This window comes from Actinomadura sp. WMMA1423, from assembly GCF_006547145.1.
Lineage (GTDB): Bacteria > Actinomycetota > Actinomycetes > Streptosporangiales > Streptosporangiaceae > Spirillospora.
Window position 1 is genome coordinate 5514869 of record NZ_CP041244.1, and the last position, 24897, is coordinate 5539765.

Annotated in this window: 24 protein-coding genes; 10 read left to right on the forward strand and 14 right to left on the reverse strand. The window is 72.9% G+C overall.

From position 1 onward, the window contains the following. Positions 1-139: 139 nt before the first annotated feature. The 4 genes from serB to FKD65_RS25635 form a co-directional block, all read right to left on the reverse strand. Entirely contained in the window at positions 140-1393 is a 1254-nt protein-coding gene (gene serB, locus FKD65_RS25620; protein ID WP_141579896.1) for a phosphoserine phosphatase SerB, read from the reverse strand. A 63-nt stretch (positions 1394-1456) separates the two neighbouring features. Then, on the reverse strand, positions 1457-2500 hold the full coding sequence (locus FKD65_RS25625) for an S-adenosylmethionine:tRNA ribosyltransferase-isomerase (protein ID WP_141579897.1): 1044 nt from the start codon (positions 2498-2500) through the stop codon (positions 1457-1459). Beyond that, positions 2497-3855: an MFS transporter gene (locus FKD65_RS25630; RefSeq protein WP_141579898.1), complete on the reverse strand. Its 1359-nt coding sequence runs from the start codon at positions 3853-3855 to the stop codon at positions 2497-2499. Before FKD65_RS25630 ends, FKD65_RS25625 begins: the two co-directional genes overlap by 4 nt. Beyond that, on the reverse strand, positions 3852-4520 hold the full coding sequence (locus tag FKD65_RS25635) for an SDR family oxidoreductase (RefSeq protein ID WP_141579899.1): 669 nt from the start codon (positions 4518-4520) through the stop codon (positions 3852-3854). The genes FKD65_RS25630 and FKD65_RS25635 overlap by 4 nt, the downstream gene beginning before the upstream one ends. Before the next feature lie 214 nt (positions 4521-4734). Between FKD65_RS25635 and FKD65_RS25640 the strand changes: the two genes are divergently transcribed. The 5 genes from FKD65_RS25640 to FKD65_RS25660 all read left to right on the forward strand — a co-directional run bounded on the left by FKD65_RS25640 (position 4735) and on the right by FKD65_RS25660 (position 9055). Next, positions 4735-5874, forward strand: a complete 1140-nt coding sequence (locus FKD65_RS25640; protein WP_141579900.1) for a GAF domain-containing sensor histidine kinase — start codon at positions 4735-4737, stop codon at positions 5872-5874. Then, positions 5871-6572 carry a response regulator transcription factor gene (locus tag FKD65_RS25645; RefSeq protein ID WP_141579901.1) on the forward strand — a complete coding sequence of 234 codons (702 nt, stop codon included), beginning with the start codon at positions 5871-5873 and terminating at the stop codon, positions 6570-6572. Before FKD65_RS25640 ends, FKD65_RS25645 begins: the two co-directional genes overlap by 4 nt. A gap of 36 nt (positions 6573-6608) precedes the next feature. Further along, on the forward strand, positions 6609-7394 hold the full coding sequence (locus FKD65_RS25650) for a PP2C family serine/threonine-protein phosphatase (RefSeq protein WP_141579902.1): 786 nt from the start codon (positions 6609-6611) through the stop codon (positions 7392-7394). Between the two features lie 565 nt (positions 7395-7959). Then, a complete protein-coding gene (locus tag FKD65_RS25655; RefSeq protein WP_240809596.1) occupies positions 7960-8247 on the forward strand; it encodes a DUF2752 domain-containing protein in 288 nt (95 codons plus the stop codon). Positions 8248-8335: 88 nt separating this feature from the next. Continuing rightward, positions 8336-9055: an RDD family protein gene (locus FKD65_RS25660; protein ID WP_141579903.1), complete on the forward strand. Its 720-nt coding sequence runs from the start codon at positions 8336-8338 to the stop codon at positions 9053-9055. Positions 9056-9319: 264 nt separating this feature from the next. Here the strand turns inward: FKD65_RS25660 and FKD65_RS25665 are convergent, their stop codons facing one another. Beyond that, positions 9320-10087, reverse strand: coding sequence for a hypothetical protein (locus FKD65_RS25665; protein ID WP_141579904.1), 768 nt, complete (start codon positions 10085-10087; stop codon positions 9320-9322). 226 nt (positions 10088-10313) lie between these two features. Between FKD65_RS25665 and FKD65_RS25670 the strand changes: the two genes are divergently transcribed. From FKD65_RS25670 to FKD65_RS25680, 3 genes are all read left to right on the forward strand, one after another. Next, positions 10314-11102: an ABC transporter ATP-binding protein gene (locus FKD65_RS25670; protein WP_141579905.1), complete on the forward strand. Its 789-nt coding sequence runs from the start codon at positions 10314-10316 to the stop codon at positions 11100-11102. 106 nt (positions 11103-11208) lie between these two features. Then, positions 11209-11979: a sulfite exporter TauE/SafE family protein gene (locus tag FKD65_RS25675; protein WP_141579906.1), complete on the forward strand. Its 771-nt coding sequence runs from the start codon at positions 11209-11211 to the stop codon at positions 11977-11979. 89 nt (positions 11980-12068) lie between these two features. Beyond that, complete coding sequence (locus FKD65_RS25680; RefSeq protein ID WP_141579907.1) at positions 12069-12308, forward strand: hypothetical protein; 240 nt, start codon at positions 12069-12071, stop codon at positions 12306-12308. Positions 12309-12385: 77 nt separating this feature from the next. Here FKD65_RS25680 and FKD65_RS25685 read toward each other — a convergent pair whose 3' ends face one another. The 7 genes from FKD65_RS25685 to FKD65_RS25715 form a co-directional block, all read right to left on the reverse strand. Next, a complete protein-coding gene (locus tag FKD65_RS25685; RefSeq protein WP_141579908.1) occupies positions 12386-13072 on the reverse strand; it encodes a class F sortase in 687 nt (228 codons plus the stop codon). A 4-nt stretch (positions 13073-13076) separates the two neighbouring features. Continuing rightward, a complete protein-coding gene (locus tag FKD65_RS25690) occupies positions 13077-13784 on the reverse strand; it encodes an SH3 domain-containing protein (RefSeq protein WP_141579909.1) in 708 nt (235 codons plus the stop codon). Between the two features lie 375 nt (positions 13785-14159). Then, entirely contained in the window at positions 14160-14819 is a 660-nt protein-coding gene (locus FKD65_RS25695) for an SH3 domain-containing protein (RefSeq protein WP_141579910.1), read from the reverse strand. 353 nt (positions 14820-15172) lie between these two features. After that, positions 15173-16087: a Rieske 2Fe-2S domain-containing protein gene (locus tag FKD65_RS25700; RefSeq protein ID WP_141579911.1), complete on the reverse strand. Its 915-nt coding sequence runs from the start codon at positions 16085-16087 to the stop codon at positions 15173-15175. Positions 16088-16193: 106 nt separating this feature from the next. Continuing rightward, entirely contained in the window at positions 16194-18413 is a 2220-nt protein-coding gene (locus tag FKD65_RS25705) for a molybdopterin oxidoreductase family protein (protein WP_141579912.1), read from the reverse strand. Between the two features lie 180 nt (positions 18414-18593). Continuing rightward, positions 18594-19211 (reverse strand): hypothetical protein, encoded by a 618-nt coding sequence (locus tag FKD65_RS25710; RefSeq protein WP_205718256.1) that lies wholly within the window; start codon positions 19209-19211, stop codon positions 18594-18596. A 115-nt stretch (positions 19212-19326) separates the two neighbouring features. After that, the gene (locus FKD65_RS25715; protein WP_141579913.1) at positions 19327-19542 is read right to left on the reverse strand and encodes a hypothetical protein; all 216 of its coding nucleotides are present in this window, start codon (positions 19540-19542) and stop codon (positions 19327-19329) included. 183 nt (positions 19543-19725) lie between these two features. Between FKD65_RS25715 and FKD65_RS25720 the strand changes: the two genes are divergently transcribed. Beyond that, entirely contained in the window at positions 19726-20835 is a 1110-nt protein-coding gene (locus tag FKD65_RS25720; protein WP_368367131.1) for a CapA family protein, read from the forward strand. Positions 20836-20907: 72 nt separating this feature from the next. Then, entirely contained in the window at positions 20908-22722 is a 1815-nt protein-coding gene (locus tag FKD65_RS25725; protein ID WP_141579914.1) for an SDR family oxidoreductase, read from the forward strand. 1 nt (position 22723) lies between these two features. Here FKD65_RS25725 and FKD65_RS25730 read toward each other — a convergent pair whose 3' ends face one another. Both FKD65_RS25730 and FKD65_RS25735 read right to left on the reverse strand, forming a co-directional pair. Next, on the reverse strand, positions 22724-23716 hold the full coding sequence (locus tag FKD65_RS25730) for a helix-turn-helix transcriptional regulator (RefSeq protein ID WP_141579915.1): 993 nt from the start codon (positions 23714-23716) through the stop codon (positions 22724-22726). After that, positions 23713-24819: an LLM class flavin-dependent oxidoreductase gene (locus FKD65_RS25735; RefSeq protein ID WP_141579916.1), complete on the reverse strand. Its 1107-nt coding sequence runs from the start codon at positions 24817-24819 to the stop codon at positions 23713-23715. Before FKD65_RS25735 ends, FKD65_RS25730 begins: the two co-directional genes overlap by 4 nt. Between the last annotated feature and the right edge of the window lie 78 nt (positions 24820-24897).

Here is a 24897-nt window from a genome sequence, read left to right on the forward strand (position 1 = left end):
TTTTCTCCCAGCGGGTCGCCCCCTGGGCAGACACAGCGCGGGCAGGCGCGTGGAGCGAGCGCAACGAGCGCAACGCGCATGCCCGCCGAGCCGGGCGACCGCAGCGCCACGTCGCCGACCCGAACGGGCACGACGCAGCTCAGCCGTGGCGTGAGGATCGCCCGGCTCGTGACGGGGGTTCCAGGGGGTCGCTCCCCTGGGGATCAAGAGCGTCTGCGGCTTCTACTTCTTCTCTGGAGATGCCCAGGAGGAAGACGATCGTGTCCAGGTAGGGGACGTTCACGGCCGTGTCGGCGGCCTCGCGGACCACCGGTTTGGCGTTGTAGGCGATGCCCAGGCCGGCGGCCTGGAGCATGTCCAGGTCGTTGGCGCCGTCGCCGATCGCCACGGTCTGGCTGATCGGGATGCGGGCCTCGCGGGCGAAGCGCTCCAGGGCGGCGGCCTTGCCGGCGCGGTCGATGACCTGGCCGGTGACGCGGCCGGTCAGCTTGCCGTTCTGGATCTCCAGGGTGTTGGCGGCGGAGTAGTCGATGCCGAGGTCCTCGACGAGGGCGTCGGTGACCTGGGTGAAGCCGCCGCTGACGATCGCGAACTTGTAGTCGAGGCGCTTGAGGGTGCGGACCATGGTGCGGGCGCCCGCGGCGAGGCGGAGCCGGTCGCGGACGGCGTCGATGGCGGAGGCGTCCAGCCCGGCGAGGAGCGCGACCCGCTCACGCAGGGAGCCCTCGAAGTCTAGCTCGCCGCGCATGGCGGCCTCGGTGACCTTGGCGACCTCGTCGAGGCAGCCGGCGTGCTCGGCGAGCAGCTCGATGACCTCGCCCTGGATGAGGGTGGAGTCGACGTCCATGACGATGAGCCGCTTGGCGCGGCGGTGCAGGCCGCTGTGCTGGACGGCGACGTCGACCCGCTGCTCGACGGCCTCGGCGGTGAGCGCGGCGCGCAGCGCGTCGGGGTCGGCGCCGGAGACGTCCATCTCGATGCAGGTGACGGGGTTCTGGGCGAGGCGCTCGATGCGGTCGATGTTGGCACCGTGCGCGGAGATGCGTCCGGCGATGCCCGCCATGGCCGCGGGCATGAGCGGGTTGCCGAGGACGGTGACGTGCAGTCGCCCGCTGCGCTTCGGCATCCGCTTGTTGCGGCCCGTGGACAGCTCGATCTCCATGTCGAGGTCGTTCGCGACGCGTTCGGCGGCGTTCCACACCCGTCCGATGTCGGCGCCCTCGGAGTAGGCCAGCAGGACGCCGAGGACGAGGCGGCCGCGGATCACGACCTGCTCCACGTCCGCCACCGTCAGCGGGAACTGCGAGAGTGTGCGGAAGAGGCGCGACGTGACGCCGGGGCGGTCGCGGCCGGTGAGTGTGATGAGCAGCGTGCGCTCTGCTGACCCGTCCATAGCTGGTAACAACGGTACCGGCAGCGCCGGGCGCACCGCCCGCGCGGTCCGGCATGCGAGACGCTATCCGGGGACGATCAGGTTCAGGTCGCCGAACTCGTGCCACAGATAGCGTTCGGCGAGCGCGGCCTCGTAGGTGGCGTTGAGCAGGTCGCGGCCCGCGATGGCGGTCAGCATCATCAGGTGGGACGACTTGGGCTCGTGCAGACCCGTGAGGAGGCCGTCCACGGCTTGGACACCGCCCTCCGGGGTCACGACGTGCTCGGTCCAGCCGGAGGCCGCCTGGACGCGTCCCGCGGCGTCCACGGCCGTCTCCAGGGCGCGCACGGCGGTGGTGCCGACGGCGATCACCCGGCTGCCCCGCTCCCGGACGTGCCCGACCAGCGCCGCCGTCGCCTCGGGGACGGTGTAGCGCTCGGCATAGGGCGGCTCGTGGGCCTCGGGCGACGCGACGCCCGTGTGGAGGGTGATCGGGGCGATCAGGACGCCGCGCGACACCAGCCGCGTCACGAGTTCGGGCGTGAACGGGCGGGCGGCGCTCGGCATCTCCGCGCCGCCGGCGGAGCGGTCGTGGGCGAAGGCGGTCTGGTAGGCGGCGGCGGGCCAGTCGCGGCGGACGTACCCGTACCGGATCGGCACACCGTGGCGCCGCAGGTAGGGGACGACGTCGGTGCTCAGCCGGGCCTGCCAGAGCCGGTCGGACTCGCCCCGGGTGGCGTGCTCGTGCCGTCCGACAAGGGTGAGCGTGGCGCCGCCGGGCATCGGGATCCACTCGCCAGGGCAGCCTCCCGAGTACGGGCGGCTGGCCTTGCCGGTGAGGCGGCGCAGCTCGACGAGCCACAGCCGGTCGTCCGCGCCGGGCACCGGGGTGGAGAAGTGCACGCTGATCCGGTCGAGCCGGACGGCGGCGGGCAGGGTGGCCGAGGTGTTGACGACGAGGAGGTCGCCCGGGTCGAGCAGCGCGGGCAGGTCGCGGAACCCGTGGTGGGAGACCTCGCCGGTGGCGCGGCGGGAGACCAGGAGCCGGACGCCGTCGCGGGTCCGGCCGCGCGCCTCGGGCGGCTCGTGTGCCTCCAGCGCGGCGGGGAGGGTGAAGTCGACGGTCATGGCCTGACCTCCAGGCGGAGAGCGGCGATCACGCCGAACGCGGCGATCGCGGCGAACAGCGCCCCCGCGACGGCGAGCCCGGTGTCCAGCCGGGCGGCGCCGAAGCCGGTGACCAGCGCGCCCGCGACCCCGACCACGAGGGACGAGCCGAGGGTGTCGCTGATCTGCAGCGCGGACGAGTTGACGCCCTGCTCGCCCTCGGCCGACAGGTCGAGCAGCAGGACGGAGAGGCTGCCGATCGAGAAGCCCATGCCCGCGCCTCCGACGACCCAGGCGGGGGCGGCGAGCCAGCCGGAGAACTGCAGGGCGACGGTGGCGAGGACGATCCCGGCGGTCACGAGCACGGCGCCGATCAGGGCGTAGGACTCGCGGGGCCGTTCGGACCGGCCCTGGATCTGGGACGCCGCCGACCAGCCGAGGCCGCCCACCGTGAGGACGATCCCCGCCTGCGTGGCGCTGAAGTCGTGCAGCCGCGTCAGCGCCAGCGGGATGAAGACGTCGGTGCCGAAGAACGCTCCCGACAGCAGGCCCCGCACGAGGATGACGCTCGGCAGCCCGCGGCGGAGCCGCAGCGTCCCTGCGGGCAGCAGCCGGGGCAGCCCGAACGCCAGGCCCGCGAGGCCGGCGAGGGCCACCGGGAGCATCGTCCAGCCCGAGCCGCCGAGGCCGTAGAGGAGGACACCCGTGCCGGTGGCGACGCACAGGGCGGCCGGGTAGCGCGACCGGCCCGGTGCCGGGGCGGCGTCGGCCGGCGCGATGCCGCGCAGCGCGGGGACCAGCAGCAGCGTCGACGGGATCACCAGCGGAACCAGTCCGAGGAACACCCACCGCCAGCCGGCGTGCTCGGCGACGACGCCGCCGACCGCCGGGCCGATCAGCGACGGCAGCACCCAGGCCGCCGACAGCGCGGCGAACACCCGGGACCGCAGCTCCTCCGGGTAGACGCGGGCGATCACCACGTACATGGCGACGAGCGAGACGCCCGTGCCGAGGCCCTGCACGGCGCGCCCGGCGACGAACAGCCACATGGACGGCGCCGCGCCCGCGAGCACCAGCCCGGCCACGAACGCGCCGAGCCCGGTCAGGAACGGCCGGGCCGGCCCCGACCGGTCGACCCAGCCGCCCGCGAGGACCGTGGACAGCAGGGTGGTGATCAGGGTCGCGCTGAAGCCCCATGCGTACAGGGACAGGCCGTTCAGATCGTCCGCGATCACGGGCATGACGGTCCCGACGGCCATGCTCTCGAACGCCAGCAGCGTCACGACCAGGACGATCCCGAGCGTCGGGCCCCGGAACCCCGCGCCCAGCACGCCCCGTGCCGTCTTCGCCGGCTCCTGGTCGACGCCGGCCGTCATCGCGCGGCTGCCAGGTCCGCCGCGCGGTACCGGCCGCTGGGGAGGCGGTCCGAGACGAGCCGGTGCAGCGCGGCGGCGGCCTCCTCGGGAGGCGGGGCCGCGTCCGCGTCCTCGCCCGCCGCGCGCAGCATGCCGGTGTTCATCTCGCCCGGGTCCGCCCACCAGACGGCCACGTCGGGCTCCTCGGCCGCCAGGACGTTCGACAGCTGCTCCAGCGCGGCCTTGGACGACCCGTAGCCGCCCCACGTCTCGTAGCCCTCCACGGCCGCGTCCGAAGTGATGTTCAGGATCGCGCCGCGCCGCTCCCGCAGGACGGGCAGGACGGCCTGGATCAGCGCCAGCGGCGCCAGGACGTTCGTCGCGAAGGTGGCGGCCAGGGCGTCCGCGGGAAGGGACGCGAGCCGGGGCATCGGCGTCGGGCCGAGCGTGCTCGCGTTGTTGACCAGCAGGTCGAGCCCGCTTTCGACCGCGCGGGCGAGGGCCGCCCGGTGCGCGGGATCGGCGACGTCCCCGGGGATCGCCGTCGCGCCGGTCTCGCGGGCGACCGCCCGCAGGTCGTCGGGGTCGCGGGCGTCGATGACGAGGTTCCAGCCGTCCCCGGCGAGGGTGCGGGCGAGCGCCCGGCCGAGGCCCCGGGAGGCTCCGGTGATCAGTGCCGTCTTCATGCCCTCGACGCTAGGAGGCGGCGCGTCCGGAGGCATCGGCCGACGGGTCCCCGGAGCGGTCGTCAGATGGTCCTAGGACCGGCCTCCCCCGGGGATGGGAGGGCCGCGGCGGCACGTACTCCCGCCGGTTGATTCGAGAAGACCCGCCTAGAGAGTACGGTCTTCACATGCGAGGGCCGCAGGGCGCTCGACGAGGGGAGAACGAGAGGCCGGGATGGTGACGGACGAGGGCTGCCGCGGCGACCAGGGCGCGACCCTGCACGCCGTCAGCTCCGCCGTGCTCGCGGTGACCCGGCACCTGTCCGTGCACGAGGTCCTCCAGGTCATCGTCAGGGCGGCCGCGCAGCTGCTGGACGCCCGCTACGCGGCCCTCGGCGTGCCCGACGACGAGGGCTCGTTCGCCGAGTTCGTCGTCGAGGGCGTCTCGGAGGAGGAGTGGGAGCGGATCGGCCCGCTGCCCCGCCAGCACGGCATGCTCGCCGCGATGCTGAAGGCCGACGCGCCGAAGCGCCTCGGCGACATCCGCAAGGAGGCCGAGTTCGAGGGCTGGCCGGTCGCGCACCCCGTCCTGAAGGACTTCCTCGGCGTGCCGATCCGCGACGGCGAGGACGTCCTCGGCATCATCTTCCTGGCCAACAAGCGCAGTCCCGGCGGCTTCACCCAGGACGACGAAGACCTGCTCACCCTGTTCGCCGCGCACGCCGCCATCGCCATGGCGAACGCCCGCCTCTACGAGCACAACCGCGAGCTGACGGTGGTCGCCGAACGCAACCGGCTCGCCCGCGAGCTGCACGACGCCGTCGCGCAGAAGCTGTTCTCGCTGCGGCTGACGGCCCGCACCGCGTCCGCGCTCGCCGAGCGCGACCCGGTCCGGACCGTCCGGGAGCTCCAGCAGGTGGAGCGGCTCGCCGCCGAGGCCCTCGCCGAGCTGCGCGCCGTCATCTTCGAGCTGCGTCCCGCCGATCTGGCGGACGGTCTGGTGGCGTCGCTGCGCAAGCACGTCGAGGTACTCGACCGCGCGCACGAGGCCACGGTCCGCCTCCGCGCGGACGAGGCCGTCGTCCTGCCGGAGGAGCACGAGGCCGTCGCCTTCCGCATCACCCAGGAGGCGCTCTACAACGCGCTACGCCACGCCAGGGCCAACACTGTGCAGGTACGTCTTCGCACGGAGGACGAACGGGCCGTCCTAGAAGTCTTCGACGACGGCGCTGGTTTCGACGCGTCCGAGGGGGAGCAGCAGGGCGGGCTGGGGCTCACCTCCATGCGCGAGAGGGCGTACTCGATCGGCGGCGACCTCGCGATCGAGGCCGCGCCCGGCGAGGGAACGACCGTGCGGCTGGAGGTGCCGCTGTGAGCGCCGCGCGGGGCACGATCAGGGTCCTGATCGCCGACGACCACCCCGTCGTCCGGCAGGGGCTGCGCACCTTCCTCGGCATCCAGGACGACATCGAGGTCGTGGGGGAGGCCGAGGACGGCACATCGGCCGTGACACTGGCCGAATCCCTGGAGCCCGATATCGTGCTCATGGACCTCAAGATGCCGGGCGCCGACGGCCTGACCGCGCTGGCGGAGTTGCGGGCTCGAGGGGTCTCGGCACGAGTCCTCGTCCTGACCAGCGTGACGGAACGCGGGCACGTGCTGCCGGCGGTCCAGGCCGGGGCGGCCGGGTACCTGTACAAGGACGTCGACCCGCAGGCGCTCGTCCAGGCGATCCGGGCGGTCCACGACGGGCACGTCCTGTTCGCGCCCGACGCGGCCGAGGCGATGCTGCGGGACGGGACGGCGGGCGGCGCGGGAGGGGACGACCGCGGCCTCGCCGCGCTGACCGAACGGGAACGGGAGGTGCTCGTGCACATAGCGCGGGGCAGGTCGAACCGCGAGATCGCCCGCGCCCTCGTGGTGTCCGAGAAGACGGTCAAGACGCACGTCAGTAATCTGCTCATGAAACTGGGAGTCCAGGATCGGACGCAGGCGGCGCTGTACGCGGTCCGGCATGGTGTAGGAAACACGAGTGCTGCCGGGGAAACCGGGAAGACCACTGCCCGCGGCTGATACAACTCCTCTGACAGGATCGTCATCGAAATTGGTATGAACGTAGCAATCAGGTACGCAGCAGGCAGCGACATCGGCTGCAACCGGGAGAACAACGAGGACTCCGGGTACGCCGGTGTGCGGTTGATCGCGGTCGCGGACGGTATGGGCGGGTATGCGGGCGGCGAGGTCGCGAGCTCGACCGTCATCGGCTCCCTGCGCTCGCTCGACACCGATGCCCATAAGGACGATCTTGTCGATATGCTGGGCCGCGCCGTGGCCGAGGCCAACGAGAAGTTGCGCATCGTCCGGGAGGAACGCCCCGACCTGAGCCGGATGGGCACCACGCTCACCGCCATGCTCTGGTCCGGCGACTCCGTCGCGCTGGCGCACGTCGGAGACTCGCGCGGCTACCTGCTGCGCGACGGCGAGCTCTTCCAGATGACGCAGGACCACACGATGGACGAGTTGCTCAAGGCGGAGGCCGAACAGGCCGGCCAGCAGGCCGACCCCGCCGAGACCTCCCGGCTCTCGCACGTGCTGTACCGGGTGCTGGACGGCCGCGAGGACCGCGAGCCCGACCTGCGCCTGCGCGAGGCCCGCCTCGGCGACCGCTACCTCCTGTGCTCCGACGGCCTGAGCGGCCCGGTCGACGCCCAGAAGATCTACGAGGTGCTGTCCGCCGAGGCCGACCCGCAGCGCGCCGTCGACCGGCTGATCGAGCAGGCCCGCGACAACGGCGGCCCCGACAACATCACCGCCGTCATCGCCGACGTCGTCGAGGCCGAGCACCTCTCCGGCTCCGAGGGCCCCGTCATCGTCGGCGCCGCCGCCCAGGCCTGACCCCGGCCCCGGCCCCGCTCCCGGGCCGGGACGTGGACCGATCGGCCCGCCGCACGTCCCGCACGCCCACGGTCCGGGCGCCGCGCGTCCCGTCCGGCGCGGGCGCGCATCCCCCGTCTCGCAGTGCCACGAGCACGCGCCCGGCTCTTCCTCGCCCGGCCGGGCCCCTCCGGATCGCGGGCACGTCGCGTCGTCCGAGTGCCGGAACCGGACGATTCATTCATGCTCGTAACGCGAAAGAGTGCCCATATAGCTGGCGATTTGTCCTACTCTTGCCCCAGAGGTGGTGTCGCCTAGCGATGAGTAACGGTCACGCAGCGGATCGTTGCCAGGACTTGACCCACCATAGGGTGCACCCGATATACGGGTCACTCACCTGTATGTCATCGAGGCGGAGGATTCGTTGGGGGGAGCGCCCGGGGCGGCGCCCGCCGGTGCACCGCAAGGTGTGCTCGGGGGGATCGTCAGCCGGACCCTCACCGCAGCGCGGCACAGACCCCTGGGTACGGTGCTGCGCGTCGCGGCGATGGCCGTAGCGGCCATCGGCGCGTCATGGATCCATCGCGTGAACGACCCCGGCGTGCTCTGTCCCCTGCGGGCGCTCACCGGAATCCCGTGTCCCCTGTGCGGGGGCACGACCGTGTTCATCGAGTTCGGCTCGGGCCGTCCCGGCCAGGCCGTCCTCGCGAACCCGGTCGCGCTCACCGGCGCCATCGCCGTCGCCGCCGCACCGCTGGGACTGGGTGAACGGTGGTGGGCACTCCAGCCGAAGACCCGTGCCTGGATGCTCGGCACCGCCCTCGTCGGGTCGGAGCTGTGGCAGCTCGTCCGGTTCGGTGTTCTGCGGGTTTGAGCCTCGGTCGGTCCTCGGTCAGACTTGCGGAGCCCACCGGGTCCGGCGGGCGTCACATATCCACAGGGTCAATTTATAAGGAGCAAGTGTGGGTAACCCCTACGACCCGTACGGTCAGCAGCCGGGCTACGGGCAGCAACAGCCCGGGTACGGCCAGCAGCCCCCGGCCCAGCCCGGTTACGGTCAGCCCGGCGGTCAGCCCGGCTACGGCCAGCAGCCGCCGGCCCAGCCCGGTTACGGCCAGCCCGGCGGTCAGCCCGGTTACGGCCAGCCTCCGGCGCAGCCCGGCTACGGTCAGCAGTCCCCTGCCCAGCACGGCTACGGCGCGCCCTCCCAGCCCTCCCAGCCGGGCTACGAGGTGCACCACCACCACTACGGCTCGACCGGCCAGCTCGCCGAGTGGGGTTCGCGCGCGGGCGGCTACGTCATCGACTACCTGATCTTCGCCGGTCCGGTGTTCGTGCTGTACATCCTGATGATCATCCTCAGCAGCTCCGGCAGCAGCGGCGCGGCGCTGTTCGGCCTCCTGCTCATGCTGATCGGCCTGGCCATCTCCATCGCGGGCGGCCTGTGGATCTGCTACCAGGAGGGCACCACCGGCCAGTCCATCGGCAAGCGGCAGATGGGCATCCGCCTCGTCAGCGCGCAGACCGGTCAGCCGATCGGCTTCGGCATGGCGTTCGTGCGCAAGCTCGCGCACTTCGCCGACAGCGCCGTGTGCTACCTCGGCTTCCTCTGGCCGCTGTGGGACGAGCGCAAGCAGACCTTCGCCGACAAGATCTGCAACACCATCGTGGTCCGCGCCTGACCCACGAACCACGAGAGCGGGGCGCCCCACCCGGGACGCCCCGCTTCGCGCTACAAGCACCCCGCTAACGCCCCGGACCAGGGACCGGGGCGTTTTCTTTGTGGGGGGCGACCCCCCACGGCCCCCCCGGGAGGGGCGGTTCGGCCCGGTCCCCTGCGCTGCGCTAGCGCTCCGCTCCGGGGACCGGGGCGTTTTCTTTGTGGGGGGGCGACCCCCCCACGGCCCCCCCGGGAGGGGCGGTTCGGCCCGGTCCCCTGCGCTGCGCTAGCGCTCCGCTCCGGGGACCGGGTCGAACGCGCTGTTGCAGGCCGCCACCAGGGCGCGGCGTACCGCGCCGTCCAGGAGGCGGAGGGCCTCGCCGCGGCGCTGCATCTGGTCGGCGCTCAGGCCGCGGTCGTCCATCTGCCGGGCGAGGTCCACGACGAAGGAGAGGCGGCCGGCGAGGGCGGCGACGCGGTGGGCGCGGGGCGGGTAGCCGGGGGCCAGCGGGTGGTCGCCGCGGTCGGGGTCGCGCAGGTCGACCAGCGCGTCCGCGATCTCGGGGGGCACGCCCGCGAAGTCGTCGACGGCCAGCAGCGCCTCGGTGGCGTCCCGCATGGCGAGGGTGAGGCGGTGGTCGGCCTCGGCCAGGGACGGGACGTCGGGCGGCGCCGCCGACGCGTCGTGGGTCGTCCAGCGGACGCCGACGTAGGACGAGCCGCGCCGGTCCTCCGCGGGGACGAGCCCCATCGCCCGCCCGTCGAGCACGGCGACGACGGCGGCGCCCGCCTCGATCGCCGCCCGGTTGAAGGACGGCGGCCCGGTCAGCCCCAGCGGGTCGCCCGGCTCCGGCAGCGCCAGCCGCAGCGCCGCCAGCCCGCCGACGCGCAGGTCGCCGAGGCCGCGGCGCAGCGTCACCTCGGCGGGCTCGCCGCCGACGATCTGCGGGCCCGCGCTCTTCTCGATCTCGTCGACGGCCTCGTCCAGGCCGACGTGCCCCGTCAGCCAGGCGTTGCCCCAGGCGACGAGGGCGATCGCGACGGCCCTGCTCATACGTCCGTGCTCATTCTCGGTCTCGTGCGTTCCGTAATGGGCATGCGATCCACGATAAGCGCTCCGATCGCCGGTGCCACCGGACGTAAGGGACCTCTCGCGTCGCGGGCGGGTTCCGGAGGTGGCCTCCGGGTGCGGTCCCGGGGGGCCACGGACGCCCCGAATCGCATAGGTTCTTTCCTGCAAGCGGGAGCACGGACCACCGGATTGGGGACGAAGGCGCGCGATGGCAGGCGAGGTACTTCAGCTCCGGGGAGTCGGGGTCAGGCGCGGCGCGGCCGCCCTTCTGCAGGACGTCACGTGGACGGTGAACGAGGGCGACCGGTGGGTCATCGTCGGTCCGAACGGCGCGGGCAAGACGACGTTGCTGCAGATAGCCGCCGCCATGCTGCATCCCACCGAGGGCGGCGTCGAGATCCTGGAGGAGGAGCTAGGCCGCACCGACGTGTTCGAGCTCCGTCCCCGCATCGGCCTCGCCAGCTCCTCGCTGGCCGAGAAGGTCCCGGCCGGTGAGACGGTCATCGACCTGGTGCTGACCGCCTCGTACGCGATCCTCGGCCGCTGGCGGGAGGAGTACGACTCGACCGACCTCGACCGGGCGGTCGCGCTGCTGGACGCCCTCGGCTGCGCCGACCTGATCCGCCGCACGTTCAGCACCCTGTCGGAGGGCGAGCGCAAGCGGGTCCAGATCGCCCGGGCCCTGATGCCCGACCCCGAGCTGCTGCTGCTGGACGAGCCCGCCGCCGGCCTCGACCTCGGCGGCCGCGAGGACCTCGTCGCCCGCCTGGCGGCCCTCGCCGACGACCCGGCCGCGCCAGCCATGGCGATGGTCACCCACCATGTGGAGGAGGTCCCGGAGGGCTTCACCCACGCGCTGCTGCTGCGCGCCGGGAAGGTCGTCGCCCAGGGCAAGGTGGACGAGGTCTTCACCCCCGAGCACCTGTCGGAGACCTTCGGGCTGCCGCTCGCCGTCGACCGCCAGAACGGCCGCTGGTACGCCCGCTCGGCACGCTGAACCAGGGCACGACACCCCATACCGACCCCCGATCGACGGGGTTCCGCGGCGGATTCCCTACGATGTGTGCGCCGTCGGGAACTCGTAGCACAGGGATGGGGCGGACGTGGATCTGCTGGACGCGGTCGCCGTCTTCGCGGCCGGCGTGGCTGCCGGGGGCATCAACACCGTCGTCGGGTCCGGCTCCCTGATCACCTTCCCGACGCTCGTGGCGCTCGGCTACCCGCCCGTGGTCGCGAACATCTCCAACAACATCGGCCTCGTCCCGGGCGGCGTGACGGGCGCCTACGGCTACCGCCGCGAACTGAAGGGGCAGCGCGGCCTGCTGACGCGGCTCGCCACCGCCTCCTTCGCCGGAGCGGTGATCGGCGCCCTGCTCCTGCTCGGCCTGCCCCCCGAGGCGTTCGACGTCATCGTCGTCGCACTGATCATCATCGCGCTGGTCCTCGTGGTCGTGCAGCCTCGCCTGCAGAAGTGGATGCTGCGCCGCCGGGAGGGAGAGCACCGTTCGCACGGGGGGCCGGCGCTGTGGGTCGGCGTGCTCCTCACGGGCGTCTACGGCGGCTACTTCGGCGCCGCGCAGGGCATCCTCCTCATCGCCCTCCTCGGCATCATGCTGGACGACGACCTCCAGCGACTGAACGCGGACAAGATCGTGCTGACGGCCGTCGTGAACGGGACCGCCGCGATCCTGTTCACGCTCATGTGGCTGTTCGGCCGCGCCGAGGTCGACTGGTGGGTCGTCCTGCTCATCGCCGCCGGGTCGACCTGCGGGGGCCTGATCGGCGCCTCGGTCGGCCGCCGCATCCCGCCGGTGGTGCTGCGCGCCGTCATCGTCGTCGTGGGCCTCGTCGCGATCGTCAATCTTCTGGCCTGACCAGGGGTTTCGCACCATTCGGTAGGGTTGCCGCCCGTTTGCTCCGGGTATAAGTCGAATATACGTTCGACTACCGGAGGTTCGCGCGGATGAAGGGCGACAGGGTCGAGATCGTGATCGACGCCGGCGGCGAGGGGACGCGGACGTACGAGGTCGCGGCGAGCCGGGCGGGCCGCCGCGTGGAGATCGCGACGCGGCGGGGCGTCGTGGAGGTCAGCGAGGTCACCCGTACGGGCACCCCCGTCCGTACGGCCCGTTTCATGGCGAGCCGCGTGCTGGCCCTGGTGGAGCACCCCACGGCCAGCGACGGCGCCGAGCCGCCCGGCTGACCCCCGCCCGGCGGTGGCCGCCGGTCTCGGTCCGGGCCTGCCCCGGCCGGCGGGACCGGCGCGATCGGCGGCCGCGGTCAGGAGTTGCGCCGGGTCCCCGGAACGGCGTTGCGCGAGCCGGGGATCAGGGTCGCGTAGACGATGACGTTGTCCAGGTAGTGCCCCCGCTTGCGGTCGAACCTGCCCCCGCAGGTGATCAGGCGGAGCTCCGGCCCGCCCCGTTGCCCGTAGACGCTGTCGGTCGGGAACTTGTCCTTGTCGACGCGCCTGACCCGCTCGATGCGGAACGCCGGCACCGTGCCGTCCCCGCGGACGACCTCGATCCTGCGGCCCGGGCGGAGCGCTCCGAGGCTGTAGAAGGCGCCGGGGCCGGTCTTGGAGTCGACGTGGCCGACGAGCACGCTGTTGCCGTTCTCGCCGGGCGTCGGGCCGTCCTCCCACCAGCCGACCTCCCGGACCCGGCTGAGCGGCGGAACGCCGAGCGTCCCGTCCCGCTGCGTCTCCACAGGACGGACCGGGGCGTTGACCTTGATGGACGGTATCTTGATCCGCTTCGGAACCGACGGCGGAAAGGCGATCTCCGGCGCCGGCGCCGGGCTTCTCGGAGCCGGCTGCGCGAGGTCCGGGGTGGGTGGTTGCGGCGGCGGGTCGGTGCGGTCGCGCACCAGCCCGACGCCGACCATCGCGGTCCCCGTCGCGATGAGCGCGGCGGCCAGCCGGTAGGAGTTCCGGTTAGGCCGGCCACCGCGCCTTCTCGTGTCCATGGGCTCAGGAAACGCCCTTCACCTGACGGCGACGGGCCACGACGGCGATGCCGCCGCCCAGGGCGAGGACCCCGAGGCCGGCGCCGGCCAGCATCGGGAAGTTCGACGACATCGAGGTGCCGCCGCCGCCGGCCGCGGCGCCGCCGTGCGGCCTGATCGGCTTGAGGTACCGGACGGCGACCCACTTGCCGATCCAGGCCGGCGGGACGCTCTGGCGGAGCTGGGTCCAGCCGCTGTTCTTGCAGTCGGCGCCGATGTGCTTGCCGTAGGGCAGGGTGCCGACCTTCTTGTACTTGAGGCCGGGGCCCTGGCGCACCGCCAGGCCGTGCTTGGCGATGACCTCGTACCGGCAGACGCGGATGGGCCTGATCGGCTTGAGGTACCGCACGGCGACCCACTTGCCGATCCAGGCGTGCGGGACGCCTTGGCGGAGCTGGGTCCAGCCGTGCCTCTTGCAGTCGGCCCCGATGTGGGCGCCGTAGTGCAGGGTGCCGACCCGCTTGTACTTGAGGCCCGGACCCGTGCGGACGCCCAGGCCGTGCTTGGCGATGACCTCGTACCGGCAGACCTTGTGGTGCCCGCCGTCCACTCCGTCCACCTGCTGGGCGCTGGTCGCCGGCTCGACGTGGTTCGCGGCGGTGGCCGCACCGGCGACCGCGCCGCCGGACAGCAGCGTCAGCCCGCTCGCCGCACCGGCCACGGCGAGTGCCATGCCGGTTCGCGTGCTCGTCCTCATTCTTCCCCCAACGGAATGATCTTCGATGCCGGAGGTGTCCGCCATCGTTTCCTTGATCACGCTTCCCGAGGGGAATTCCGCGCATGTCGTCCAGGTCGCAAACATTAGGTTTAGTGATCAGTGTGCACCGTGAAGGCTTTGGCGCGGAACGACCAAATGCAATCTCCATACCGCCGACGAAAGCCATATATTGGACAACTATTCTCCCCCAACAGGGGTGATTAACGGAAAACTTATTGATCTAGCCAGACTCCGGACCATACGGACGGCCTCCCGGCGGGCGGCGGGCATGCGCGAAGGCGCCCGCCCTCCAGGGCGGGCGCCTTCCGCAGGAGGCGCCGGGACCGGCGGTCAGGAGGCGGCCTTCGCCTGACGGCGGCGGGTCACGAGGACGATGCCGCCGCCCAGGGCGAGGATTCCGAGGCCGGCCCCGGCCAGCAGCGGGAGGCCCGGCGTCGAGGTGCCGCCCCCGCCGGCCAGGACGCCGCCCACCGGATTGCCCGCCGTGAGGCCGGAGCCGGAGACCCAGCCGCCGATCAGGGGCAGCTTGACGCCGCCCTCCAGCCCGAAGAAGCCGTTCTTGCTCGTGCAGGAGGTGTTGATGCGGGTACCGGGATCCAGGGTGCCGATCTGCTGGGACTTCGCGTCCGGATCCGTGTAGACGGGCAGGCCGTCCTTGGCGGTCACCGTGTGCCCGCAGCCGATGCGCTTGAGGTAGGTCCGGGAGACCCAGTCGCCGATCCATTCCGCCTTGACGCCCTGGCGCAGCTGGGTCCACCCGGTGGTCTCGCAGTCGGCGCCGATGTGCGCCGCATAGGGCAACGCGCCCACCGCGGCGCCCCCGGGAGTCTTGCGGACCTCCAGGCCGTCCTTGGCGGTGACCTCGTACCGGCAGACCAGCGCATCGGGGTCGACCGGTGTGGCCGGCCTGGCGTGGGTCGCGGAGCCGGCGGCGGTGCCGCCGGCCAGGAGCGTCAGCCCGCTCGCCGCGCCGGCCACGGCGAGAGCCATGCCGGTTCGGATGCCTGTCCTCATTCTTCCCCCAGGAAATGATCTTCGGTGCCGGAGGTATCCGGCATTGTTCCTTGATCACGTTTCCCGGGGGGAATTTCGCGCATGTCGTCCAGGTGGCAAACAGTGAGGATAATGATCAGTGTCCGCCGCGAAGACTTTGCCGCGGAAGGGCCAATGAGGATCTTCGTGGCACGCCCGGAATTCCTATATAACTATAATAATCTCTAAAGTTGTTAGTCGGAAAAGCCGGGTGTCTCCGTGAAGATCAGGGCGCATGGCGGCATCCAGGGAGACAACGGGCGTGCACCGGACCGTCCCGGCGTCCGGAGAGAGGGCTTCCTCCGGTGGCGTCAGACCGGGCGGACCTGGAGGGTGCCCTCCTCGGTGACGCGGGTCTCGAAGGACGGCTGGCGGGCGGTGGCCGGGCCGTGGACGACCGAGCCGTCGGCGACGCGGAACGTGCTGCCGTGCCAGGGGCACACGACGCAGGCGTCGTCCTCGTCGTCGGTGAGGATGCGGCCCTGGTGGAGCGGTCCGGCGAGATGGCTGCAGCGGTCCGCGAGGACGTGGACCTCCTCGCCCCGCCGCAGCACGAACAGGTCGATGTAGCCGAGGCGCCGGGACACCGGCCAGCCGTCGGGCAGGTCCTCGACGGCGCACAGGTCGTGCCAGCCGAGGGGGACCAGGTGGGCGAGCTGGTCGGCGTGGCTGGCGCCGGCGGCCTGCCGGAAGGCCAGGTGCCCGCCGAGGTAGGCGCCCGCGACGAGGGCGCCGAGGCCCGCGAAGCCGAACGCGCGCCCGGCGGCGTCACGGCCCTGGTAGCGGGCCACGAAGGACGCCGAGTACAGCATGCTCGCGGTGGCGGTCCCCGCGGCGTGGACGAGCCCGACGCGCTGCTGCTCGCGGTGCAGGGCCGACCAGTCGGCGATGCCGGTGAGGACGGTCGGGACGGCCCCGGCGAGCCCGGCGGCGACCAGGACCTGCGAGGCGCGGCGCGTGCCGGGCATGAGGTCGAGGACGGCGGCCGACATCCACAGGCCCATGGGAACGTCGGTGAGCGGCGGATGGGCGGGATGGCCGACCGGGACGCCGTGGAGGGCGTCCTTGACCGGTCCCGGGCGCAGCACGCGCCGTACGGCCCCGGAGAGCGTCCGGATGGGACGGTCCAGGGCGCGGGCGTGCTCCAGGCCCTCGGTCGCGTCGGCCAGCCGCGCGGTCGCCTGGGGGCTGGTCCCGCGCCGGAAGATGTTGACCCGTCGGTTCATGCCCCTCCTCCGCGGTCCTGCTGGGACGCCTGTTGCGACCCTAGTCTCCCGCGTTCCTCCGCGGCCAGTCATACCTACCTGGTGCCGGGAGGGGCTAAACAACGGGTCAGCGCGCCGCCTCCAGCGTGACGGGGACTCCGTTGAGGACGGCGTTGCCCGAGAGCGGGTCGATCTCCCGCTCGTCGGTGACGGCGTTGACGTTCACCCCGGCGTGCCGGCTCGCGACCCGCGTCCGCGTCCCCGGGCGGTCGTGGCCCCACCCGTGCGGCAGGCTGACCACCCCGGCCATGATCGTGTCGGTGGGCTCGGCGACGGCCTCCACGGTCCCGGCCCGGGACGTGACGCGGACCGTGTCGCCCGCGCCGACGCCGAGGCGCTCGGCGTCGGCGGGGTTGAGCAGCAGGGTGCAGGTGTTGGAGCCGCGCACCAGCTCGGGGATGTTGTGCAGCCAGCTGTTGTTGGACCGCAGGTGGCGGCGCCCGATCAGCACCGTGCCGCCGGACGGCCCGGGGTCGCGCAGGGCGGAGCGCAGGCGGTCTACATCGGCGGCGCACGTGGACGGGCACAGCTCGACGCGGCCCGACGTCGTGCACAGGACCTCGTCCAGGCGGGGCTTGAGCGCGCCGAGGTCGAGACCATGGGGGTGCTCGGTGCGCAGCCGCGTGAGCGTGAGGCCGACGGGTTCGGCGCCGAACCCGTCGCCGTAGGGGCCGAGGCGGAGCATCATGTCGAGCCGTTGCTCGGTGAGGGTGCCGGTGTCGAGCATCTTGCGCAGCTCCTCGGGCTCGCGCCCGTGCACCGGGGAACCGGCGATCGCGACGGCCTTCTCCAGCGTCGTCATGATGACCGTCTCGTCGAGCAGGCCGGGGTCGCCGCCGTTGCCGGAGGCCACCATGGCGAGCCGCGCGAGAATGTCGGCCTCGCTGGGGCGCCCGTCCGGCAGCGGGACGACCGGCGGCGAGTAGCGCGCGTAGTCGCGGACGGCCAGCCCGGTCAGCGCGATGTCGTAGTGCGGTGTCTGCGCGGGCCGCGGCGGCGGCAGGACCACGCCGGCGTGCCGCGTGGTCTCGTTCAGGTAGGGGTCGACGCTGACCATGAACTCCAGGCCGGCGAGCGCGCGGTCGAGCCGGGCGGCGTTCGGCGCCGACAGGGCCGGGTTGCCGCCGATCGTGATCAGCGCCCTGACCTGTCCCTCGCCGGGCGTCTCGATCTCGTCGGCGAGCGTCGCGACCGGCAGCTCGCCGTTGACCTCGGGCAGCCCCCGCGCGCGGCTGCGCCACCGCCCGGTCGTGAAGGGCTTCTTGCGCCGGTACACCGGCGCGTGGGCGGGCCGCGGGAACATCGCGCCGCCCGGCCGGTCGAGGTTCCCGGTGAGGACGTTCAGGACGTCCACCAGCCAGCTGTTCAGCGTCCCGTAGGCCTGCGTGCACGTCCCGATCCGGCCGTAGACGGCGGCGCGCTCGGCGGCGGCCAGCTCGCGCGCCGTCCTGCGGATCACCGCCGCCGGGACGCCGGTGGCGCCGGCGACGTCCTCGGGGGCGAAGTCGACGGCGAGGGCGCGCAGGTCGTCCAGGCCGTTGACGCGCCCGGCCAGGTGCTCGGCGGTCCTCACCAGGTCCTCGGCGAACAGGGTGTGGACGAGCGCCATCAGGAAGAACGCGTCGGTCCCCGGGCGGATGAACACGTGCTCGTCGGCGAGGGCGGCCGTCCGCGTGCGGCGCGGGTCCACCACCGTGATCTTGCCGCCGCGCGCCCGGATCGCCTTGAGCCGCCCCGGGAAGTCGGGCGCTGAGGCGAGGCTGCCGTTCGACTCCAGCGGGTTCGCGCCCAGCATGAGCAGGTGCTCGGTGCGGTCGAGGTCGGGCACCGGGATCGCCAGGGGGTCGCCGAACATGTGCCCGCACGCCACGTGCTTCGGCATCTGGTCGGTGGTGCTCGCCGTGTAGAGGTTGCGGGTGCCGAGCGCCTTCACGATCGCGCCCCCGTACAGCGGCCCGGCGATCGAGTGGGCGGTCGGGTTGCCGATGTAGACGGCGACGGCGTCGCGCCCGTGCCGCGCGACGACCTCCGACAGCCCCCGTCGCACGGCCTCGAACGCCTCGTCCCACCCGGCGGCCTCGCCCGCCACGAGCGGCTCCGCCAGCCGGTCGGGGTCGCCGTCGAGGCTCCCGAGCGTCGCGCCCTTGGGGCAGATGTAACCCTTGCTGAACGGGTCCTTCTCGTCCCCGCGGACGCGCTTGACCGCCCCCGCCTCGTCAAGGGTCAGTTCGAGCCCGCACAGGGCTTCGCAAAGGGGGCAGGTACGGAAGGCCGTGCGGTCGCCCATCGGGACACTCCTTGTGAACGGGACCGTCTCCCCATCATGGCCCGCCCCTCCGGCCGGACGCCATGGCCGGGCATGGCCCATAAAGGCACATCGGAGTTACTTTGACACAAAGCCCTATTTGGCAACTGCCGCGCCCCCGGGCTTGCCGCCGCGCCGCCCCGCCGCGGCCCTTCAAGCCGTTCAGGCGAAGGGCGGGGCGGATTTGAAGGTGGGGTGGAGTTCGATGGTGGGGGCCAGGGCGGTGAGGACGCGGCGGGCCCGGGACAAGGGGTGCTGGGGGAAGTGCGGGTCCCAGCCGGGGTCTTCGGAGAGGTTGCGGGGGAGGCCGCCCTGGATCTCCGGGGCGTAGGCGTGCTGCGCCCACCAGCGCATCATGTCCTGGAGGTCGCGGCCCTGCCCGTACTCGGTCAGGAAGTGGTTCAGCGCGATGCTGTCGCGCTGCCCGGTGATGCCCTGCTCCACGCACTGGATCTTCAGGACGAGGCTGCGGTCCGCGCGCGGCACGGTGAAGGAGGCGACGTAGGCCACGCCGGCCGGGCGGTCGGGGAGCGGCAGCTTGACGATCTGCCGGACGGCCGGGAGCCCGTCCAGCGTGATCACGTCCAGTTCGATGAGCCCGCCGCCGGCCTCGGCGGTCTTGGCGGCGGTGCGGCGCCGCAACTCCTCCAGCCGCTCCAGCGGGGCCGGGAGGTCGGGCGGGAGGTCGAAGCCGTAGAGGGCGGCGACGTCGCCGTCCGCGTTGCGGTAGGCGCCGGGCTGGAGCGGCTGCCAGCCGGTCTCGTCGAAGCGGAGGGTCATGGGCGTGCACGTTACCCACGAAAAGGGACGGAGGGGGAGCGACCGGGTGGGAGGACGCCCGGCCGCTCCCCGGGCGAGGGGCGGCCCCGAGGCCGGGCCTCCCCTCCGGTGGTGGTCAGTCGCCCTCCGCGGGGGGACGGCAGGCGGGGCACAGGCCCCGGAAGGTGACCTCGGCCGCCTCGATCCGGTAACCGGAGCCGGCCGGCGGCTCCAGGCAGGGATCGTGCGCCGCGGCGCGGTCGGCGTCCTCGGCCGCTCCGCAGCTCCGGCACACGAGGCGGCGGGTGTCGCCGACGCGGCCCTCCGACCGGGCCGGACTCGCCACGGTCATCGGGTGCGGGGCCTCGACGAGCGGCGGGGCGTCTCGGGTGCGGTCATGCGGGTCAACCTATCCCCGTAAACAAGAACGGTTCAAGACAAAGAGTCGTGCGTCTCTGCCGGGGCGCGGCGTGCTCATGGCATGCTTGGCCGACCCGACGCACAGGCTCATGGGGGGCCGGACGGAGGCGAGGCGATGGCCATGCGGGGGAAGACGGGCTTGCGGGGGACGGCGGCTCTGGTGACGGCCGGGGTGGCGCTGGCCGCGGCGGCGTGCGGCGGCTCCGACAAGACCACGGCGGAGGGCGCCACGCCCCCGGCGTCACCGACCGGTAAGCCGCAGGGCGGGACGCAGCAGCCGAAGGCCGCCAAGCAGCCGATCCTGCTCGCGTTCGGCGGCGACACGCACTTCGAGGGGTCGCTGCGCGGGCGGCTGGCCGACCCGTCCACCGCGCTCGGCCCGGTCGCCAAGCAGCTGCGCGCGGCCGACCTCGCCATGGTGAACCTGGAGACGGCCATCACGACGGGTGGTGGTACGCCCGCCCCCGGCAAGCAGTTCACCTTCCGGGCGCCGCCGACCGCGTTCACGGCTCTGAAGGCGGCGGGCGTCGACGTGGCCTCCATGGCGAACAACCACGGCATGGACTACATGGAGGGCGGCCTGCGCGACTCCCTGGCCGCCATCAAGCGCAGCGGGTTCCCGGTGGTCGGCATCGGCAAGAACGCGGACGCCGCCTACCGTCCGTACCGCGTCACCGTGAAGGGCAACAAGGTCGCCATCATCGGCGCCACGCAAGTGCTGGACGACAACCTGATCCAGGCGTGGACGGCCACCGACGCCAAGGGCGGCCTTGCGTCGGCCAAGGACATCCCCCGCATGGTGCAGGCCGTGAAGGAGGCGCGCCAGGGCTCGGACGTCGTCATCGTGCACCTGCACTGGGGCGCCGAGCTGAAGGGGTGCCCACTGCCCCGGCAGCAGGAACTCGCCAAGGCGCTCGTCGAGGCAGGCGCCGACGTGGTGGTCGGAGGACACGCGCACATTCCGCTGGGCGGCGGCTACATGAACGGTTCCTTCGTCCACTACGGCATGGGCAACTTCGTGTTCTCCTCCGCGCAGGGCCAGACGGCTAAGTCGGGTGTGCTGTTCCTCAAGGTCGTGAACGGCAAGGTCGCCAAGGACAAGTGGAGCCCGGCCCTCATCTCCGGCGGCATCCCCGTGCCGATGAAGGGCGCCGCCGCCAAGGCGGAGGTCCGGCGGTGGAACGGCCTGCGTTCGTGCACCGGGCTGAGCGCCGGCCCGTCCTGAGCCGCTGGACACGCCGCCCCAGGGGCGTAGTTTCACGGGAGACGAGTACCTAGGGGACAGGTGGGCGTGCTGATGCGTGACCAGCGGGTGAGATCGGGCGAGATCGAGCTGGCCGTGCGGGTGCGCGGCGTGGAGAACAGGCCGACGGTCGTGCTCGTCCACGGCTACCCCGACACGAGCGCGATGTGGGACGAGGTCGCCGAGCGGCTCGCCGGACGGTTCCGCGTCGTCGCCTACGACGTGCGCGGGGCCGGCGCGTCCGGCAGCCCGGCCGACCCGCTGGACTACCGCCTGGACGCGCTCATGGGCGACCTCGAAGCGGTCCTGGACGGCGTGGGCGCCGACGAGCCCGTCCACCTGGTGGGGCACGACTGGGGCTCGGTGCAGGGGTGGGAGGCCGTCATCGGGGACCGGCTGCGCGGCCGCGTCGCCTCGTTCACCTCGATCTCCGGGCCGGACCGGCGGCACATGGCCCGCTGGGTTCGGGAGGCCGTCCGGTCCGGGCCGCGGGGCGTCGCGGAGGTGCTCGGGCAGGCGCGGCGCAGCGTGTACATGCCTGTCCTGATGGCGCCCCGGGCAGGAGAGGCGGCGGCCCGGGCGCTCGCCGCCGGGTTCGGCCGGGCGATGCGCCTGCGCGAGGGCGCCGAACCGCGCCCCGGGCACCCGGCCGGCACGCTGGCCGCGGACGCCCGCAACGGGCTCGGCCTGTACCGCGCCAACATGGGCCGCGGCCGCGCCGCGCCGGGGCGCCGCGCCGCCCCGGACCCCGGCACGTCCGCTGACGGGCGGACGGACGTCCCCGTCCAGCTCATCGTCCCGGTCAAGGACCGCTACGGCTCGCAGTCGCTCCTGCTGTCCGCGCGCGGGCCCGTGGAGCGCCTCTACGTGCGGCGCGCACCGGCGGGGCACTGGGTGGCGCGCAGCCACCCCGACCTCGTCGCCCGCTGGATCGGCGAGTTCGTCGAGCACCTCGAAGGCGGGCCGGAGGCCCCAGGCCTGGCCCACGCGCGCGCGGCAGGACGTCCAGGCAAGGACTTCGGCGGCGATCTCGTCGTCATCACCGGGGCGGGCAGTGGCATCGGGCGCGCCACCGCGCATGCCTTCGCCGCCGAGGGGGCCCGCGTGGTGGCGGCCGACATCGACGAGGGCGCCGCCAAGCGCACGGTCGAGGAGATACAGGCCGCCGACGGTGAGGCGTACGTCTACGGGGTCGACGTGGCCGACGCCGAGGCGATGGAGCGGTTCGCCGGCTACGTCCGCGACACCTTCGGGGTCCCCGACATCGTCGTGAACAACGCGGGCATCGCCATCGCGGGCTCCTTGCTCGACACGTCCGAGGAGGAGTGGAACCGCATCCGCTCCATCAACCTGGACGGCATGTACCGCGGCTCCCGCCTGTTCGGCCGCCAGATGGTGGAGCGCGGCGAGTGGGGCCACATCGTCAACATCTCCTCGATGGCCGCCTACCTTCCCAGCCCGGAGATGCCCGCCTACGGCGCCACGAAGGCCGCCGTCCTGCAGATGACCGAGGGCCTCCGCCTCGACCTCGACCGCTACGGGATCGGCGTCTCGGCCGTCTGCCCCGGGGTGATCGACACCCCCATCGTCGGCAGGACCCGGTTCGTCGGGCTGGCGCCCGGAGCGGAGACCGAGCTGCGCGAGCGGATCGGGCAGGCGTCCGAGCGCCGGGGCTTCGCGCCGGAGAAGGTCGCGCGGGCCATCCTGCGCGCCGTCCGGCAGGACAGGCCGGTGGTGCTCGTGACCGCCGAGGCGCGCCTCGGCCGCGCGCTCTCCCGCGTGTCGCCCACCGCGAACAGGGCCCTCGCCCGCCTCGGGCGCCGCGCCGGGGACCGCATCCTCACCGGCCTGGAACGTTCTGAGGGCTGACTCAGGCCCGCATCAGGGTCTGCGAGGGCGTCTCACCGAAGCGCTGCCGGTAGTGGGCGGCGAAGCGGCTCATGTGGAAGTATCCGGCGGCCCCGGCGACGTCGGTGATCGTGCGGGGTCCGGGCCGGGCGACGGTGAGCGCCGCGCGGGCGCGGTCGAGCCGCACGCCGCGCAGCAGCTGGGTGGGCGTCATGCCCCACTCGGTCTGGCAGACGGCCTGGAGCTGCCGGACGCCGAGCCCCACGGCCGCCGCGATGTCGGTGACCCCGATCGGGCGGTGGTGGTGCGCCTCGACCCACTCCCGGATGATCCCGGACAGATGGTGGGGGACCCTGCCGGAGGGCTCGGCGAGGCTCGGCGTCCCCGTGTGCGGCAGGCCGAGGAGGATCGCCGTGAGCAGCGACTCCTCCAGGCTGCGCTCGGCCAGCGGGTGGAGCCCGCCCTGCGCCGCCGCGTCGTCGAGGACGTCGCACACGTAGCGCCAGGTGCGTTCGACGATCGAGGACGGCACGAGGCTCTGCTCGCCGGCGTCGTGGAACCGCAGCGGCGCGGTGTGCTCGCGCCCGAGATGGGCGCCGAGATGGTCGGCCAGCCGCCCGGTGCTCGTCGCGATGACCAGGCAGCCCTCGGTCGGATGCGGCGTCATCCGCATCGCCTCGTCATGGGAGAGGACGAGGCTGCCCCCGGCGGTCTCGCGCCGCCTGGACGCCCGGTACCGCACGCCCATGGGCGCGAGCGGCGCGCACAGAGCGAAGTGGCCTTCGGTGGGCGGCGTGTCGACGATGACTCCGCCGCCCCCGTACCGCACCCAGACGAGGTTCACCGAGCCCACCCCGAGGGCGTTGACCAGGCCGTCCATCGGACGGTCCGGTTCGAGCGCCTGGAGGTCGTGGCCGACGGCGAACGGCTCGACCGTGTCGTGCAGGACCCCGATGTCCCTGCTGGTGACACGGCGATGGGCGGACAGGGGCGGCGTCGTCGCGGTTGATGTCATCGTCCTGGTGGGGGAGCCGTTTCCTGATGGTCGACGGGCAGAACACCTCGGGCGCGCAGCCGCGGCATGACCTCGGCTGCGAAGTGGCCCAGTTCATCAGCGTAATTGAGGAACGACAGAGCGATACCGTCGAATCCCGCACGGGCGAACTCCGCGAGGCCGTCCGCGACGTCGTCGGGGTCGCCGACCAGCGGGCAGCTGCCGTGGCCGGCCGCGAACCTGTCCCGGTACACCTGGAGCATCTCCGGCGTGAACGACTGCGCGTGCAGCCCCTGCAGGCGCATCACCTCGTCGACGGCCGGCCAGTCGGCGTGCTCGTCGGCGTAGTAGCGCAGGAAGTCCTCGGCCTCCGCCCTCGTCGGGCGGCACACGACATGGCCGAGCGTGAAGACGCCGACCTCCCGGCCGTGGGAGGCGGCCTCGGCGCGGATGGCCTTCACGATCCCGGCACCGTCCTCCGGGCCCCCGACCACGGTGAACGCGCGGTCGGCGTTGCGCGCGGCGAACGACCGCCCCTGCGTGGACGACCCGGCGTTGATGACGGGCAGGCTGTGCCCGTTGTACGGCTTGGGCCTGCCCACCACGTGCTTGAGCTGGAAGAACCGCCCCTCGTGGTCGAACGGCTCGTCGGTCGACCAGATGCGCCTGACGACGTCCCACCACTCCTGCGCGAGGTCGTAGCGCGTGTCGTGGTCGCCGGGGAGCTTGAGGCCGAACATCTCGTACTCGGGAGCGTGCCAACCCGCCACGATGTTCAGCCCGACCCGTCCCTTGCTGAGGTGGTCGGCGGTCGCGAGCTGCTTGGCCGCGACGACCGGATGGTGGAACGCGGTGTGGACGGTCGTGAACACGCGGAGGCGGCTCGTCTGGGCGAGGAGGCCGGACGCCCACACCAGGGGGTCGAGGGCGCTGCGGTGGAAGTCGGTGTCCGGCCCCCAGTCGGTCCAGCGCGCGACCGGGAGGAGGAAGTCGATGCCCGCCTCGTCCGCGATCCGTGCGAGCCGCAGGTTCTCGTCCCAGGTCGCGTGCCACCGCTCCGGCGCGGTCGTGATGGCGAGCCCCGATTCGGTGTTGGGCGAGAACAGGCCGAGTTGGAATCCCATGCAGAACCTTTCCGTCCAGGCGCGTCCGGTACTACCGGTCAGGTCGTCGCTTTCAGTATCCGAAGGCGTCGCCGCCCC

Excerpts from the sequence above, each read along its gene's own strand:
- FKD65_RS25635 (WP_141579899.1), bottom strand. The coding sequence starts at position 4,520 with ATGAAGACGGCACTGATCACCGGAGCCTCCCGGGGCCTCGGCCGGGCG.
- FKD65_RS25700 (WP_141579911.1), bottom strand. The coding sequence starts at position 16,087 with ATGAACCGACGGGTCAACATCTTCCGGCGCGGGACCAGCCCCCAGGCG.
- FKD65_RS25730 (WP_141579915.1), bottom strand. The coding sequence starts at position 23,716 with ATGACATCAACCGCGACGACGCCGCCCCTGTCCGCCCATCGCCGTGTC.
- FKD65_RS25670 (WP_141579905.1), top strand. The coding sequence starts at position 10,314 with ATGGCAGGCGAGGTACTTCAGCTCCGGGGAGTCGGGGTCAGGCGCGGC.
- FKD65_RS25725 (WP_141579914.1), top strand. The coding sequence starts at position 20,908 with ATGCGTGACCAGCGGGTGAGATCGGGCGAGATCGAGCTGGCCGTGCGG.
- FKD65_RS25720 (WP_368367131.1), top strand. The coding sequence starts at position 19,726 with ATGGCCATGCGGGGGAAGACGGGCTTGCGGGGGACGGCGGCTCTGGTG.
- FKD65_RS25650 (WP_141579902.1), top strand. The coding sequence starts at position 6,609 with ATGAACGTAGCAATCAGGTACGCAGCAGGCAGCGACATCGGCTGCAAC.
- FKD65_RS25665 (WP_141579904.1), bottom strand. The coding sequence starts at position 10,087 with ATGAGCAGGGCCGTCGCGATCGCCCTCGTCGCCTGGGGCAACGCCTGG.
- FKD65_RS25630 (WP_141579898.1), bottom strand. The coding sequence starts at position 3,855 with ATGACGGCCGGCGTCGACCAGGAGCCGGCGAAGACGGCACGGGGCGTG.
- FKD65_RS25710 (WP_205718256.1), bottom strand. The coding sequence starts at position 19,211 with ATGACCCTCCGCTTCGACGAGACCGGCTGGCAGCCGCTCCAGCCCGGC.
- FKD65_RS25625 (WP_141579897.1), bottom strand. The coding sequence starts at position 2,500 with ATGACCGTCGACTTCACCCTCCCCGCCGCGCTGGAGGCACACGAGCCG.
- FKD65_RS25735 (WP_141579916.1), bottom strand. The coding sequence starts at position 24,819 with ATGGGATTCCAACTCGGCCTGTTCTCGCCCAACACCGAATCGGGGCTC.
- FKD65_RS25640 (WP_141579900.1), top strand. The coding sequence starts at position 4,735 with ATGGTGACGGACGAGGGCTGCCGCGGCGACCAGGGCGCGACCCTGCAC.
- FKD65_RS25685 (WP_141579908.1), bottom strand. The coding sequence starts at position 13,072 with ATGGACACGAGAAGGCGCGGTGGCCGGCCTAACCGGAACTCCTACCGG.
- FKD65_RS25705 (WP_141579912.1), bottom strand. The coding sequence starts at position 18,413 with ATGGGCGACCGCACGGCCTTCCGTACCTGCCCCCTTTGCGAAGCCCTG.
- FKD65_RS25680 (WP_141579907.1), top strand. The coding sequence starts at position 12,069 with ATGAAGGGCGACAGGGTCGAGATCGTGATCGACGCCGGCGGCGAGGGG.
- FKD65_RS25695 (WP_141579910.1), bottom strand. The coding sequence starts at position 14,819 with ATGGCTCTCGCCGTGGCCGGCGCGGCGAGCGGGCTGACGCTCCTGGCC.
- serB (WP_141579896.1), bottom strand. The coding sequence starts at position 1,393 with ATGGACGGGTCAGCAGAGCGCACGCTGCTCATCACACTCACCGGCCGC.
- FKD65_RS25690 (WP_141579909.1), bottom strand. The coding sequence starts at position 13,784 with ATGGCACTCGCCGTGGCCGGTGCGGCGAGCGGGCTGACGCTGCTGTCC.
- FKD65_RS25715 (WP_141579913.1), bottom strand. The coding sequence starts at position 19,542 with ATGACCGTGGCGAGTCCGGCCCGGTCGGAGGGCCGCGTCGGCGACACC.